The organism is Lysinibacillus sp. FSL W8-0992, assembly GCF_038008685.1.
In the GTDB taxonomy this organism is placed as follows: domain Bacteria; phylum Bacillota; class Bacilli; order Bacillales_A; family Planococcaceae; genus Lysinibacillus.
The window spans coordinates 3245150-3259323 of sequence record NZ_JBBOZQ010000001.1; the positions used below are offsets into that span (position 1 = coordinate 3245150).

General features: G+C 37.4%; 14 protein-coding genes. 2 read left to right on the top strand and 12 right to left on the bottom strand.

From position 1 onward, the window contains the following. Window positions 1-5: 5 nt before the first annotated feature. The 6 genes from NSQ74_RS16345 to NSQ74_RS16370 form a co-directional block, all read right to left on the bottom strand. Complete coding sequence (locus NSQ74_RS16345) at window positions 6-980, bottom strand: ABC transporter permease (protein WP_340824713.1); 975 nt, start codon at window positions 978-980, stop codon at window positions 6-8. Then, complete coding sequence (locus NSQ74_RS16350) at window positions 980-1924, bottom strand: ABC transporter permease (protein ID WP_340824715.1); 945 nt, start codon at window positions 1922-1924, stop codon at window positions 980-982. Before NSQ74_RS16350 ends, NSQ74_RS16345 begins: the two co-directional genes overlap by 1 nt. Window positions 1925-2065: 141 nt before the next feature. Further along, window positions 2066-3892 (bottom strand): peptide ABC transporter substrate-binding protein, encoded by a 1827-nt coding sequence (locus tag NSQ74_RS16355; protein WP_402760258.1) that lies wholly within the window; start codon window positions 3890-3892, stop codon window positions 2066-2068. A gap of 23 nt (window positions 3893-3915) precedes the next feature. Then, window positions 3916-4980 carry a dipeptide epimerase gene (locus tag NSQ74_RS16360; protein ID WP_340824717.1) on the bottom strand — a complete coding sequence of 355 codons (1065 nt, stop codon included), beginning with the start codon at window positions 4978-4980 and terminating at the stop codon, window positions 3916-3918. 21 nt (window positions 4981-5001) lie between these two features. Then, entirely contained in the window at window positions 5002-5796 is a 795-nt protein-coding gene (locus tag NSQ74_RS16365; RefSeq protein WP_340824719.1) for a M55 family metallopeptidase, read from the bottom strand. Continuing rightward, on the bottom strand, window positions 5793-6536 hold the full coding sequence (locus NSQ74_RS16370) for a M15 family metallopeptidase (protein ID WP_340824720.1): 744 nt from the start codon (window positions 6534-6536) through the stop codon (window positions 5793-5795). The genes NSQ74_RS16365 and NSQ74_RS16370 overlap by 4 nt, the downstream gene beginning before the upstream one ends. Before the next feature lie 305 nt (window positions 6537-6841). Between NSQ74_RS16370 and NSQ74_RS16375 the strand changes: the two genes are divergently transcribed. Next, entirely contained in the window at window positions 6842-7297 is a 456-nt protein-coding gene (locus NSQ74_RS16375; RefSeq protein ID WP_340824721.1) for a hypothetical protein, read from the top strand. Between the two features lie 45 nt (window positions 7298-7342). On the opposite strand, the gene NSQ74_RS16380 is transcribed toward NSQ74_RS16375, so the two are convergent. Together NSQ74_RS16380 and NSQ74_RS16385 are read right to left on the bottom strand one after the other, a co-directional pair. Next, window positions 7343-8401 carry a DmpA family aminopeptidase gene (locus tag NSQ74_RS16380; protein WP_340824722.1) on the bottom strand — a complete coding sequence of 353 codons (1059 nt, stop codon included), beginning with the start codon at window positions 8399-8401 and terminating at the stop codon, window positions 7343-7345. Window positions 8402-8429: 28 nt separating this feature from the next. After that, window positions 8430-9119: an aspartate/glutamate racemase family protein gene (locus NSQ74_RS16385; protein WP_340824724.1), complete on the bottom strand. Its 690-nt coding sequence runs from the start codon at window positions 9117-9119 to the stop codon at window positions 8430-8432. Window positions 9120-9521: 402 nt separating this feature from the next. On the opposite strand from NSQ74_RS16385, the gene NSQ74_RS16390 reads away from it, so the two are divergent. Next, window positions 9522-10919 (top strand): alanine/glycine:cation symporter family protein, encoded by a 1398-nt coding sequence (locus NSQ74_RS16390; RefSeq protein WP_340824725.1) that lies wholly within the window; start codon window positions 9522-9524, stop codon window positions 10917-10919. A 136-nt stretch (window positions 10920-11055) separates the two neighbouring features. Here the strand turns inward: NSQ74_RS16390 and NSQ74_RS16395 are convergent, their stop codons facing one another. From NSQ74_RS16395 to NSQ74_RS16410, 4 genes are all read right to left on the bottom strand, one after another. Next, window positions 11056-11586, bottom strand: coding sequence for a DUF1572 family protein (locus NSQ74_RS16395; protein WP_340824727.1), 531 nt, complete (start codon window positions 11584-11586; stop codon window positions 11056-11058). A gap of 153 nt (window positions 11587-11739) precedes the next feature. Beyond that, window positions 11740-12390, bottom strand: a complete 651-nt coding sequence (locus tag NSQ74_RS16400; RefSeq protein WP_340824729.1) for an amino acid ABC transporter permease — start codon at window positions 12388-12390, stop codon at window positions 11740-11742. A 62-nt stretch (window positions 12391-12452) separates the two neighbouring features. Next, on the bottom strand, window positions 12453-13262 hold the full coding sequence (locus tag NSQ74_RS16405) for a transporter substrate-binding domain-containing protein (protein ID WP_340824730.1): 810 nt from the start codon (window positions 13260-13262) through the stop codon (window positions 12453-12455). Next, window positions 13243-14001: an amino acid ABC transporter ATP-binding protein gene (locus NSQ74_RS16410; RefSeq protein ID WP_340824731.1), complete on the bottom strand. Its 759-nt coding sequence runs from the start codon at window positions 13999-14001 to the stop codon at window positions 13243-13245. Before NSQ74_RS16410 ends, NSQ74_RS16405 begins: the two co-directional genes overlap by 20 nt. Window positions 14002-14174: the final 173 nt, after the last annotated feature.

Here is a 14174-nt window from a genome sequence, read left to right on the forward strand (position 1 = left end):
CCCCCCTATACATGATTTTTAGGATCTGCTGCATCTGCAAATGAGTTACCAATAATATAAAATGCTATTGTAATAATACTTAGTACAATGCTTGGGAAAATTAACTGATACCTCAAATCTGGTGACATCATAAGAACACGACCTTCGTTAATTAAATTCCCTAATGAAGGTTCGCTAATCGGTAATCCTAAGCCGATATACGTTAAAAATACTTCTGCTCCAATTGCAAATGGAATCGCCAAACTCATCCGAAGCATAATGACAGATATTAAATACGGTAGTAGATTTTTAATAATAATTCGATAGTCTGGTGTCCCCAAACATTTTGATGCTAAATTATATTCTCGATCTCGTAAAATAACAATCTGATTACGGATGAAACGTGCCATTTCCACCCAACCTGTAATGCACATTGCAATAATAATGGTCGAAATGCTAGGCCGTAATATATATGACATTAAAATAAGGACAATTGTTGTTGGAATATTATCTACTACGTTATAAAGCTGAGTAATCGGCATTTCTAATTTACGAGAGAAGCCCCATAGTGTGCCGATTGTAATTCCTACAACCGCTTCAACTAATGCAACAACACAGCCAATCATTAACGATGTCCTTGTCCCAGCCCAAATACGAGACCATAAATCTTGCCCAATCGAATTAGTGCCAAACCAAAATTCAGCGTTCGGTGCAATATTACGTGCCTGTAATCCCGTTTGTTCATCGAGGTATATTTCAGTTGGTGATTTTTGTGCGGGTAAATATGGCTGAAAAATCGTGAAAGCTACAATGATACAAACAATTACTAATAAAAAGACAGCCATGCGGTTTTTCAAAAAAGATTGCCAAGTAGAACGCCAATAGGAATAATTGGAGTAGGCTGTTTCTTCCGCCTGATGATCACTAGCTTCAAAAAATTCAAATAGTTCTGCACGAGATTTGTCTGCTATATTATCTATCTCTTCTGTATAAATGCTCATTAGCGCACACTCTCCCCTTTCCCTAATTTAATGCGTGGATCAACGAGTGCCATGGCAATATCTCCTAAAATCAAACCGATAATACCAAGTGATGAAAAAACAAGCACTAAGCCTTGTACAATCGTATTATCCTGCCGTTGAATAGCATCAACTAGTAATCCTCCCATTCCTGGAATAGAGTACAATGATTCAATATAAATAGAGCCAGTGATAGTAAAGAGGATTGTTGCTGGCAAATATTGCGCCATCGGGATAAATGCATTGCGCAGTACATGACTAAACATCAATGTGCGCTCTTTCACTCCTTTTGCACGTGCTAGCTTAATATAATCTTTGTTTAGTTCATCTACCATGTAACGGCGCATCCACATCGCGTAGGAAGCGGTCGGTGCTAACGCCATTGACGTAAGCGGTAATAGCCACGTAATGGGCCTATATTCATCAAAAAGCATCGGCAAATGAAAAATGTCCGTAATATACATTTGAATTACTAAGTAATACACTGCAGCTGGTACAGCTACGACAAACACAATGTAGCCAGTCCCTAGTCGATCCAACCAGCGTCCCTTCATTTGAGCCATCAAAATGCCGAGTGGCATACCGATAAGAAGCGATAAAGCTACAGCTCCTAATCCAAATAACAAAGAATACGTTATTTTATCTGAAATAATTGTGACTACAGGCACATCCGTACGATATGTAACGGATTTGCCTAAATCACCTTGAAATAAATCCGCATAAAAATTCCCCAATTGCACAGGCAGTGGATCACGTAACCCTAAACTTGTTAAATAAGTTTCTTTTTGAGCCGGTGACATTTTTTCTGCCGCTGCCCCTAAATATCCTTCTTCGGGCATTAATCGTAATAACGAGAACACAATCGTGATAATAATAAACAGCGTGATAACAGATTGTAACAAACGCTTTCCTACATACCACAACATACAAAGCTCTCCCCTCCATTTAAATAGTTTTACAAAGCATGAAGGAGATGCCGAATCAGCATTTTCGGTCATCTCCTCTGTATTGAAAAATCACCACTTATTGCTAACTGATTGAATCTTGGTAATGATTAATCCACTCTGTTATTTTGTTGCATTCGTTAATGCATTCGCACGTTCCTGCTCCCACTGTGCCAAAGCTGCCTTAAACTCATCATTACTCATTGGTTTTTCTAACACCTTTTGCCCTTTAAACTTCTCTGCTGTCACACCAAATGGTGAGTATTGGGCTTCAAATGGATTTAATTTTGAAGCAACATAACCGCTCCCACCAACGGCGTATGGAATTACAAACGCCTCTTCAATTAGGAAGGCTTCCGCTTTGGCAAATAGGTTATAGCGTTCTTCTGTCTCAATTGTTGCCTTCGCTTTATCCAATAAATTCAAGTAGATTGTTTGACCGTTTGCTTCTGTATACCCTTCCGCTAATTCCGGCTTATTGTAAGTGCCATCCACACTAAATGGCTCTGTATACGTTGACGGATCCGCATAATCTGGACCCCAGTTTGCTTCTATTAATGCAAATTTACCAGGACGTCGAACTTCTGATAAGAAGCCTGTCGATGGACCCGCTTCTACGATAATATCAACGTAGTCCACACCTAATAATTTTTCGATTTGTTGTTCAATAACTTGTGTACGATTTGCCCAATCTGGCATCCCAGAGTTATATGGCATCAATACCTTTACTGGGAATGTCGCTTTCCCTTCTAGCGCTGCCATTGCTTTTTCCTTAAACTCTAATGCTAAATCTTTGTTAAAGGAATCATTGCTTGTTATCGCAGCTAATGGTTCTAATTGTGTATAGTCAACTCCTTCAACATCTACAAAATTTTTCGGTGTAATGGTATTACTTAGTAAATCTTGAGGATTAAACGGTTCGACTGTAAGCATCGCTGATACACGATCAAATGCATGGAATAATGATTTTCTGAAATCTTTATTATTGACAGCGACCTTCCAGTTATCAGGTTCATATTCCGCATCGAATTGCGGATTAAAGTTTAAAGCATAGAAATACGAATAAAAATTATTTTGCGTTTGACGTACTTGCGATTTTTTCTTGTCATCATTGAACCATTCGTCAATAATGGATGTTGGAATATCTGCTGAATCGATTTCGCCACGTAAAAATAGCTCTGGAGCAACTGTTGCCGCTTCTTTATTATACTTATAGCGAATTCGATCAATCAGGACATTATCCTTATCCCAATAAGTGTCATTTTTCACAAGGACACGCTCATTTTGAGGTTCAAATTTATCTAATATATATGCACCGTTATAAAGGAAGTTTTCACGTGTAGTACCAAACTTATCACTTTTTTCAGCTAAAAACTTTCCATTTACAGGGAAGAAGCATACATAGTTCAACATCGAAAGGAAATAAGGTGTAGGAGCTTCTAAAGTATATTCAACCGTCGATTTATCGATAGCCTTGATTCCCACCTTCGAAAAATCAGTTAGCTCACCGTTATAGAACGCTTCACCATTTTTTACAACGGTCGCACTCCATACGGTAGAAGATTCATTTTTTGCATCTAACACATAATTGAGGCCATCCACAAAGTCTTGGGCCACAACATCGGCATACTCCTTACCTTCATGCGTAACCCATTTCACATCATCACGTAGCTTAAATGTCCAAACAGTTGCATCTTCGTTTGATGACCATTCTTTCGCTATGCCTGGTTGAACGACACCGTACTTATCGTATTCAATTAGCCCGTCAACTAAATTTGCAGCGACAGCAAATTCATTTGTTTCTGATGTTTTTAAATAGTTTAATGTTTTAATCTCTCCTGAATAAACGACACGGTACTCAGATTTTTTTTCGTCCGAAGAATCATTACTACAGGCAGCACAAAGTAAGGCGACCAGACATACTAAAAGAAACCATTTCCTTTTCATCATAAGCATCCCCCTTAGCTTTTTTATCATGAAAATCCTATTCCAATTGCATCCGTCATCGTTATTCGATCATTGTTAAAAATGGGACCTCCTGCAATAGGATCATTCATACATAAACTCGGTCCGTCTAAATCTACCATTGTGATATTTTTCTGTGAGGCAGCAAAATGCGCTGCCGCACTGACACTTATTTTGGTTTCAAGCATGCAACCAATCATACAAGGAATGCCATTAGCTTCTGCTATGTTGCATATCTTTTGCGCCTGAAAAATGCCACCTGTTTTCATTAGCTTAATATTGATTAAATCGGCAGCACGTCGTTCGATGATCGTGAAGGCATCTTTTGCTGAAAATACACTTTCATCAGCCAAAATATTAGTGATTGTATTGGCTGTCACATATTGCATGCCGACAAGGTCATCATAGTGAACAGGTTGCTCGACTAAGTCGATATTGGCGTCCGCATCTTCAAGTGCACTTATAATTCGCACTGCTTGCTTCGGCGTCCATCCTTGATTTGCATCAACTCGTAATGTTATCGCATGGCCTACAGCATCCCGTATTGCCAGCACCCGCTTAGCATCTGTTGCTGGATCCTTTCCAACCTTAATCTTTAGTATTTGAAAGCCACGCTCTACTGCAGCAAGGCTATCTTTTATCATTTCTTCAGTATTATTCACACTGATTGTAATATCCGTTATTAATTCCTTTCGATAGCCCCCTAGTAATTTATACAATGGGGTTTTGTAGTGCTGTGCATGTAAATCATAAAGTGCCATATCAACCGCTGCCTTAGCACTCGTATTTTGATAAAGACTTTTATCTAAACGCTCCATAATGGATGCCATTTCTTCTATATCCATCCCTAAAATTGCTGGTTTAATATAGTGTTCGATCGCATGTGTGATCGAACCAATTGTTTCACCTGTAATGACTGCAGTTGGTGCTGCTTCACCTATGCCAATTTGGCCATCCTCTGTATGGACATAAACAGCAATATTTTGAATGCTATGAACGGTTCGCAATGCCGTTTTAAATGGCACAATGAGCGGAGCTTCGACCTTCCTTACAACTATATTTTTAATTTTCATTTATTCACCTACAGTCTATTCTTATGTTAAAAACTGTAATATTCGAAGCACTTCAAAATAATCATTTGTTACATATTCGACTGTGTTATGCGGCTTAAACGTTGCGTTCGGATAAAATGAGTTTCGGTAGGCACGTGTATGGTCACGGTAAATAATTTCCACTACAAATCGGTCAGGCAATGTCACTTGTAAGTCATTTCGTGATATTTTCATTGATGCTTCTACAAGTCGCTTTGTTTCGGCGATTGCCAATTGAGGACTGACACTTATTGTTGCATTGCCTACCCCCTCTTTAGTGGCAAATGTTACGATGTTGCTATTGAATGATTGAATCTCTTCCGTAAGCCCAACATCCCCACTGACAAAAGATACTGGAACGCCATGTAGGGAGGCAGCGTACGTATTAATGAGAAATTCACTTGCATATTCGCCGTTTATTTTTATATCTGCAAATACACAAAGCGTATGTGCTAATGGATTGCGCTCGCTTCCTCCTTTACTGTGATACCCGATGAAAATCGCACGATCAAAGCTACGATCAAGTCCTGCTACCATACACATCGGGTCATATGTCCAACCACGAATGACTTTACAATTGATAGGCAAGTTTGCAATATCAAGATTTCGAGCTGAGTCATGGGCATCCTTCAATAAAATTTCCGTTGCACCACCAACTAGCGCACCTTCAATTGCTGCCTCAACTTCCTTCGTCATCTGTTTCTGAAAAAAATGATAATCTGGTCCATTCAGTTCTGTCTCGCTCCACGAGGTTGTTCCTGTAATGCCTTCAATATCTGCACTTATATAAACTTTCATAAATATCGATACTCCTTTATTAAATAATTTTCAATCTTTGCTTCAATAGCACCGTAATGGGCTTCTTTAGCATTTACCCTTCTCGCCCAAGCAATATTGTGAAAGTCATAATGCCACCATTCCTCAGCATAATTCGTAAATCCTACCGCCGTCATACAGTTATACAGAAGCCGACGATGAACACATGCTTCCTTATTTTCATCAGAATGTAGTTCAAAATAGCGGGTTGCTGATTTTTCACTAATTTCATCAAATGCTGTACCAAGATCTAACGCATTACCTTTATCATCGCCTAAAGTTAAATCAATCGCTCCACCTGTTACATGCGGAACAAAATGCTCTTGACCTTCGCATGGAAAAGCCACATACTTTAACGTCTCTTTAAAAACAGCTTCTTTTGTAAAATTTGGATGTTGATGTTGGATTTCTTCAGAAAAATGCGAAAATAAAAATTGTTGCACCTGGAATGGACGGTATCCGTCATATAAAATAAAGCTATAATTTTCAGGCAATAGCAATAAAGCTTGCTGTAATCGCTCAAAAGCTTCTTTACGCAAATAAATGGATTGTAAACTGTTAGCAATTTGTTGTAGGTAATAAACAGGTTGAGTAAAAATTCTAGATTGTTGTTTGTCAATTTTAATCAAAGGCTCGAAGCTTTTTTGAATGATAGGAGTTGGTTGTTGATTCTTCGGAGTATAATTCACTTCAATCGGCTGATAAATCTTTTCTTGCATCATACCCACCTCTTTGTAGGAAACAAGTAAAATTATTAGATAATTCAGTATTTTCATTGAATATTAACATACCACATAATTGTTGACTAGATAAAAAAAGGATAATGTCAAAATATTAGCTATTCTCTACTGATTACACAAATTATGCTATAAATAGGGAAAAAATTAATACAAGGGGAGAAATTTTAGCTATTTTATAAGTATTTAGCGAATTTTTATATTGAAGGTTGTATAATCCAGCCGAAATAAATCAAATAATGGCATCGTGGTCATTTTGCCTAAAATTGTAGTTTTAAAAGGAGTTTACTATGGAAATAAAAGTGATGGCAGAGGTGTATCGATTAGGAATTACAATAGGATATTTTACAATAAAAGACGTTATTAATTGGGCAGACGCTATTATCGAAAAACTTGAACATCCACCAGTTGAATTAATTGATATTTCTTTATCATCAAAAGCAAAACCGAACGATATCTGTTCATTATTACATTCCTTTTATGGAAGCCCTTATAACGATTCTCCTTTACAAATTCTGCTTGGCATGCTCAGTTGTGAATATACATACTCAAAGAATCTAGGTGAAGTGGCGTCAATGCTATTTAGACTAATTGACTATATTCAGTTAGAGGAACGTGCTGAATGGATATTAAAAGAAATACTGCATTTATCCGATGCTTATTTTTTAGCCGAGCAAAAAATATACGGTGATTTACAAGCAGTAGAAAACGACATAAAGAAATTTTTACAGTTATTTTTAGTTTAAAATAAAGAAGCTATTGAAACACTTTAGTGCTCAATAGCTTTTCGTTTAATTTGTAAATTTATAAGCTTCTACTACATGACCGTTTCGACCAGTAGTTGTTTGCGCCTGTGAAAGTGAATTTAAAATGGCTTCCTCTGTTGCTTCTGCTGCGGCTGTAAATAACTGATTCATAATTGGGTGATCTTCGCGTAGCTGCTGTCGTGTCTCCAAAAGTTGATCTGTACTATGTGAAATAAGTCTTGCTGTCGTAAAGCCAATCACTATATCGCCACTTCCATGAGAATAATGACTGCCTGTTCGTCCGAGTCCGATTCCACAGCGTTTAATAACACGAGTTAGTTGGCGGCTACTAAGGGGTGCATCCGTTGCCAACACAATGATAATCGAGCCATCCGTTGGTGATAATACAGTGTTACTTTGAGCATTTGGCACGTTGTAGTGTTCAGTTAAAAACTCTGAGCTATGGCCAAAATTACTTAGAACCATACAACCAACTGTATAGTTGATTTCTTCTCCATTTTCGATTGTCACAATGCGCGATGATGATCCTATCCCGCCTTTATAGCCGAAACAAATCATCCCTTTTCCTGCCCCAACAGCGCCTTCTTCTGCTACATCTTCAGATGCGTTATAAATCGCTTCTAATGCGTGGCCTGGTGTGATTGGACATGCCCGAATAGAATTTAAATAACTATCATTACATTCCCCAACAACAAGATTAATCGTCCCTGTGCTATCGCCAATTTCCTTATTCGTCTCTAACATATATTGCAAAGTTCCTTGTGTTACAGCAGGCACACCAAAAGTATTTGTCAGCATAATTGGCGATTCAATCACACCAAGTTCATTTACTTGAACGAGTCCTGTTGTCTTGCCAAAACCATTTAACACATAACTTGCACCAGTAACTTTTTGTTGAAATAAATTTCCACCATGCGGTAAAATGGCCGTTACCCCTGTACAAGCGTATGCTCCTTCTTCATTTAACTTTTCATCAAGAGTGACATGCCCTACTTGCACACCTTGTACATCGGTAATACAATTTTTTTTACCTATTGGTAACGTGCCAATAGCAATTCCCATTTCCCGCACTTTTTTTGTCATTTTATCGCTCCTTATCAATGGCCTTTCTCTATTTTAGTGCCTTATCTACAGCGGCTAACGCATGAATAATGGTCGTGTCGAAAACAGGGACTGAAACATCTTCTTGCTGAATTAACAATCCGATCTCAGTACAGCCTAGAATAATTCCTTGCGCGCCAGATTTCACAAGGCTTTCAATAATCTGTAAATAGGCTTCTTTTGAAGTCCGTTCAATTTTACCTAAACATAACTCTTCATAAATAATTCGATTGATGACTGTTCGTTCTTCATCGTTTGGCACCATTACGTTAATGCCAAACTGTTCGATTCTAGTTTTATAAAAATCTTGTTCCATCGTATATTTTGTACCTAACAATGCAATAGTTTGTAAACCAGCTTGTTGAATTTGAACGGCAGTTGCATCGGCAATATGTAAAATCGGAATTGTAATATTCGTCTCAATAACATCCATTACCTTATGCATTGTGTTTGTACAAATAACAATAAAATCGGCACCTGCTTTTTCTAATGATAATGCCGCTTCCCCTAATATTTCCCCCGCATTTTGCCATTGTCCATTCGCTTGATAATGTTCAATTTCTTGAAAATCAACACTATATAAAATACATTTTGCTGAATGTAAGCCACCCAATTGTTGCTGTACCTTCTCATTAAGAAGACGGTAATACATAGCTGAAGACTCCCAACTCATACCACCAATTAATCCAATCGTCTTCAAATCATCAACTCCTTTTCTATAAAAATCCTCTTTGCGTCATTAACCTCTCCCGTGATTTTATCGTGAATTTTTATTAAAACAGGAGGGAAAAGACTACTTCGTTTGTCAATAACAGCGTTTTCCTTAGTTCTTTATACTAAAAACAATCACTCCTTCTTTACTATTTATAGGTATAAAACAAAAACCAAGATGAATACTAAGTTGAAAAGAATGAGCCGCAACCACTGTAGCCAACACCAGCTTTTTTCCTTTACTACTATTTTACCACCATCTAAATATTTACAAAATAACAATTCAGTTCAAAAGCAAAATATCATTTTATTATTATGAATTTTTAATAATTTGATGTTTAATTAAAAAAAAGTGTAAAATAAAAACTTATTGAAAAAAGGAGGAAGATAAATGGAATGGATTTCAAATATTGTAGATGACACGAATAATATTTTATGGACGTACCTCTTAATTATATTATTATTAGCAGCTGGATTATATTTTTCAATTGGCTCTAAGTTTGTACAAATACGTCTTTTCCCTGAAATGTTTCGTTTAATAGCTGAGAAAAGAGATGGTGAATCTGGTGTTTCTCCGTTTCAAGCTTTTACGATTAGCGCAGCGTCGCGTGTAGGTACTGGTAATATAACTGGTGTTGCACTTGCCATCGGTGTTGGTGGCCCGGGCGCGGTATTTTGGATGTGGATTATTGCCATTCTCGGTATGGCTACAGCTTTTATTGAAAGCACACTGGCTCAAGTTTATAAAGTAAAAGACGGTGATACTTTTCGTGGTGGTCCTGCCTATTATATAGAAAAGGCATTAGGACAACGTAAGCTAGGAATCGTTTTTAGTATTCTCTTAACATTGAGCTTTGGCTTTATTTTTAACGCTGTACAGTCAAATACGATTGCTACTTCTGTAGGTGAAGCATTTAATATTAAACCAGTTGTTATTGGCATTCTATTAGTTGTGCTAACGGCGATGATTATTTTCGGTGGTGTACATAGAATTGTTAAATTTACACAAGTAATTGTACCTGTAATGGCCGTATTTTATTTACTCGTTGCTCTTTACGTCGTTGCAACAAATTTAGGAGAAATTCCAACAGTGTTCAAGCTCATATTCTCTCAAGCTTTTGGGCTTCAAGAAGCGGCTGGCGGGGCGATTGGAATTGCCATTATGCAAGGTGTTCGTAGAGGATTATTTTCCAATGAAGCCGGTATGGGTAGTGTGCCAAACGCAGCTGCAACAGCCAATACTTCACACCCTGCTAAGCAAGGTCTCGTGCAAAGTTTAGGCGTATTTTTTGATACAATTATGATTTGTTCAGCAACTGCTTTTATTATTATTTTGGCAGGCTTATACAAAACAGGTGAAAGTGATGGGATTATCCTTACGCAAAACTCATTAGCTGTACATGTTGGCGATTGGGCACCTTATTTTATTGCGATTAGTATTATTTTCTTCGCATTTAGCTCCGTTATTGGTAATTATTATTACGGCGAATCAAATATTGAGTTTATCAATGCGCACAAAGGCTGGATGACTGTATATCGCATTTTAGTACTTGCCATGGTAATGTTCGGCTCAGTAGCTCAAGTGCAACTTGTTTGGAATTTAGCCGATCTATTTATGGGGCTTATGGCGCTAATCAATATTACGGTTATTATGATTCTCGGTAAAATAGCATTCCGAGTTTTAGACGATTTCACGCAGCAACGTAAAAAAGGAAAAAACCCTGTCTTTTACGCAAAATCTATCCCAGAATTGAAAAATACAGAATGCTGGGAAGATGACCGATCATAAAATAAATGCCATTCATCAAGCTTAATCTTGATGGATGGCATTTTTGTGCCGTTTGATGTGCCAGGCACCCGAACAATTTAGAATATTCCACCAATAGTGTCAGGCACTCAAACAATTTTGAATTTTGCCAGTTGTGCTACCCCTTTTTTATCATAGCTTCTGTGAACGCCTGCGATTGCCCTCTTGGAATACTCAATGTATTCCACTCGTCCCCTTTTATTTGCTTCCCTATGTAGACAATTTGCCCGACATGTGAAGCATAATGCGCCATCTGTCTTTCAATAGCATCTATCACTGTATGCTGCTGTCCTCTTATTGTGATGTTCGCCAACAAATCTGTTGTTGTTAAACTATGTAAAGCATTAAAAAATACTTGCCAGTCCTTTTCCCAAATAGCTATTAACTCTTCTTTAGTATCAATGCTATCAATAAATTCATCATCACGATTCCTTGCCGTTTTCTCGCCATCCGTTAATAAAAAGTCAGTCCATCTTGAAATCATGTTTCCGCTAACATGTTTGACAATGACAGCAATACTATTAGACTCCTCGTTGAAAGCCCAGTGCAATTGCTCAATGTCTAATTGTGCAATTGTTTTATCGCCATCCGCTTTGACAGATTTGAATCTCTCTAGTACAACGTTTAAATATGTTTCGCCTATGCTCATACAAAACTACCTCCCCTTATTTGAAGCTGGAATATTCATATTATAACAAGTGCCAGTCACCCGAACAATTTTGAATTTTGCCAATCTTTTTAGTGTCAGGCACCTCAACTCAAAAAAAACTGTAGCAAACGTACTCGTTGCTACAGTGTCCCTTTAATGACGCGTCTGTAAATTCAAACGCTTTTCCATTCTATTGAAAATAAATGTAAATGCTAATACTAGTATTAAATAAAATGCACCAGTAACCATGTATGTTTCTAATGGACGATAGTTTGCGCCCGCAATGGCTAATGTAGTACTCCATAAATCTGACATACCGATATAAGCAACAAGCGCAGATTCCTTCAATAATATAATGAATTGATTACCTAGTGGTGGAATCGCTCTTCGCATAGCTTGAGGTAAAATTACTCTGCGCATCCCCAACGTCTGGGACATCCCTAACGAACGAGCCGCCTCCATTTGACCACGATCGATTGACTGAATTGCACCTCGGAAAATTTCAGAAATATACGCTCCGTTATGGACAGCTAAAGCTAATACACCCGCCCAAAAAGAAGGCAGCGTTAGGAACGAAGAAATACCAAAATATAAAATAAAAATTTGAACAATCATCGGTGTACCACGAATAATGGCTAAATACACTGCCGCAAAATATTTCAGCACTTTTATTTTTGACATATTAAAAAAGGCAATAATTAACCCGACAATACTACCTAAAACTAATGAACAAATCGTTACTGAAAGTGTTACCCATAGTGCATCAAAAAGCATTTTATAATTCGATTGAAAAATTTCTAACATCTATTCACCCACTCTGTTGTCATCATTGTTGTAAGGTAACGGAGAAATGTTTTCTCCGTTATTCATTTACTAACTCTTTCGTCCATTAAGTTAAAGCCAAACCATTTTTCACTGATCTTTGCATATGTTCCATCCGCAATTAGTTGTGCTAATGCTATATTTAACTTTTCTTTTAATTCCACATTTTTCTTATTAACTGCAATTGCTTGTTCATTTACTGCTAATAAATCCCCAACAGCTTTAACTGGTATTTTCGCTTCATCGATAGCAAGCTGTGCAAAAATATTATCTGCCACAACAGCATCTAACCGACCTGTCTTAATATCCATCAATGCTGCAACATCACCTTGCGGATAAGTTATAACATTTTCCTTAGCCGTTAATTTTAACGCATCTGTTTCATAATTTGTGGCAGGTACAGCACCAATTACTTTGCCCTCTGCATCTGCTCCTGATTTAATCGTCGTATTATTTTCAGCTACAAATAGTTGTGAGCCTGAACGATAGTAAGTATCTGTGAAGCTAACAACCTTTAAGCGCTCCTCAGTGACTGTCATACTCCCTAAAATCGCATCAAATTTATCGTCTAAAAGACCTTGTATAATAGATTCAAATGTAAAAGTCATAGGGACAGGTTTCATGCCCATTTTTTCAGCTAACGCTTCTCCAAGTTCTACATCAAACCCTACTAACTCACCATTTTCCTTATAGTTAAATGGCTTATAAATTCCACTCATTGCATAAACAAATTCCTCTTGTTCAGTACCTGAAGATGCTGCTTTTTTTGGTTCTTCATTTGAACTACAGCCTACTAAAAGACCTACCCCTAATGTTAAAGTTGCTAATAATGCTTTAAGCTTGAACCGTTTCATGTTTACTACCCCCTATGTGTAAAATTCTATTTAAAAATTGCTTCGTTCGTTCATTTTTTGGATTATCAAAGAAAGTATCTGGATGACCTTCTTCTAAAATTTGTCCACCTTCCAAAAAGACGATATGATTCCCTACTTCACGCGCAAAGCCCATTTCATGCGTCACAATAACCATCGTCATACCATCATTAGCAAGCTGCTTCATAACTTGTAGTACCTCCCCAACTAACTCTGGATCTAATGCAGAGGTTGGTTCATCAAATAACATCACTTTTGGCTCCATCGCTAATGCACGTGCAATGGCTACCCGTTGCTTTTGACCGCCCGATAAACTATCAGGGTACATTCCCGCCTTATCACGTAACCCTACTTTTTCAAGTAAATCATATGCATAAGCAGTTGCTTTTTCTTTTGACTGCTTTTTTACAAAGATTGGTGCTTCTATTATGTTTTCAAGTACTGTCCGATGAGGGAAAAGATTAAAATGCTGGAACACCATACCTACCTCAGCTCGAATTTTATTTAAATCAGTTTTTGTAGCCTGTATGGCCTGTCCTTCAATACTTATTTGTCCTTCGTCATATAACTCTAAAAAGTTTAAACAACGTAACAATGTGCTTTTTCCTGAACCACTCGCTCCAATTAATACAACAACATCCCCTTGCTGTACTTGTAAATCTACCCCCTTTAAAACTTGTAAGGGGCCAAAGGATTTTTTTAAATTGTTGACTTGAATCATTGCTGTCACCCTTCCTGCAAACACTTCGTTCTCATTCGACATTTCACTGTTTTAATTGGTGTTACTCGACTTTTTTGTCTACTATTATATATTTTGATATTTTTCTACTAAGTTAAAGACTCCCCCTCATTCATAATCCCCTTGCACATTTGTTAAATATATCAATTATCTGA

Coding starts and splice junctions, on each gene's coding strand:
- NSQ74_RS16345 (WP_340824713.1), bottom strand. CDS start 980: ATGAGCATTTATACAGAAGAGATAGATAATATAGCAGACAAATCTCGT.
- NSQ74_RS16350 (WP_340824715.1), bottom strand. CDS start 1,924: ATGTTGTGGTATGTAGGAAAGCGTTTGTTACAATCTGTTATCACGCTG.
- NSQ74_RS16355 (WP_402760258.1), bottom strand. CDS start 3,892: ATGATGAAAAGGAAATGGTTTCTTTTAGTATGTCTGGTCGCCTTACTT.
- NSQ74_RS16360 (WP_340824717.1), bottom strand. CDS start 4,980: ATGAAAATTAAAAATATAGTTGTAAGGAAGGTCGAAGCTCCGCTCATT.
- NSQ74_RS16365 (WP_340824719.1), bottom strand. CDS start 5,796: ATGAAAGTTTATATAAGTGCAGATATTGAAGGCATTACAGGAACAACC.
- NSQ74_RS16370 (WP_340824720.1), bottom strand. CDS start 6,536: ATGATGCAAGAAAAGATTTATCAGCCGATTGAAGTGAATTATACTCCG.
- NSQ74_RS16375 (WP_340824721.1), top strand. CDS start 6,842: ATGGAAATAAAAGTGATGGCAGAGGTGTATCGATTAGGAATTACAATA.
- NSQ74_RS16380 (WP_340824722.1), bottom strand. CDS start 8,401: ATGACAAAAAAAGTGCGGGAAATGGGAATTGCTATTGGCACGTTACCA.
- NSQ74_RS16390 (WP_340824725.1), top strand. CDS start 9,522: ATGGAATGGATTTCAAATATTGTAGATGACACGAATAATATTTTATGG.
- NSQ74_RS16395 (WP_340824727.1), bottom strand. CDS start 11,586: ATGAGCATAGGCGAAACATATTTAAACGTTGTACTAGAGAGATTCAAA.
- NSQ74_RS16400 (WP_340824729.1), bottom strand. CDS start 12,390: ATGTTAGAAATTTTTCAATCGAATTATAAAATGCTTTTTGATGCACTA.
- NSQ74_RS16405 (WP_340824730.1), bottom strand. CDS start 13,262: ATGAAACGGTTCAAGCTTAAAGCATTATTAGCAACTTTAACATTAGGG.
- NSQ74_RS16410 (WP_340824731.1), bottom strand. CDS start 14,001: ATGATTCAAGTCAACAATTTAAAAAAATCCTTTGGCCCCTTACAAGTT.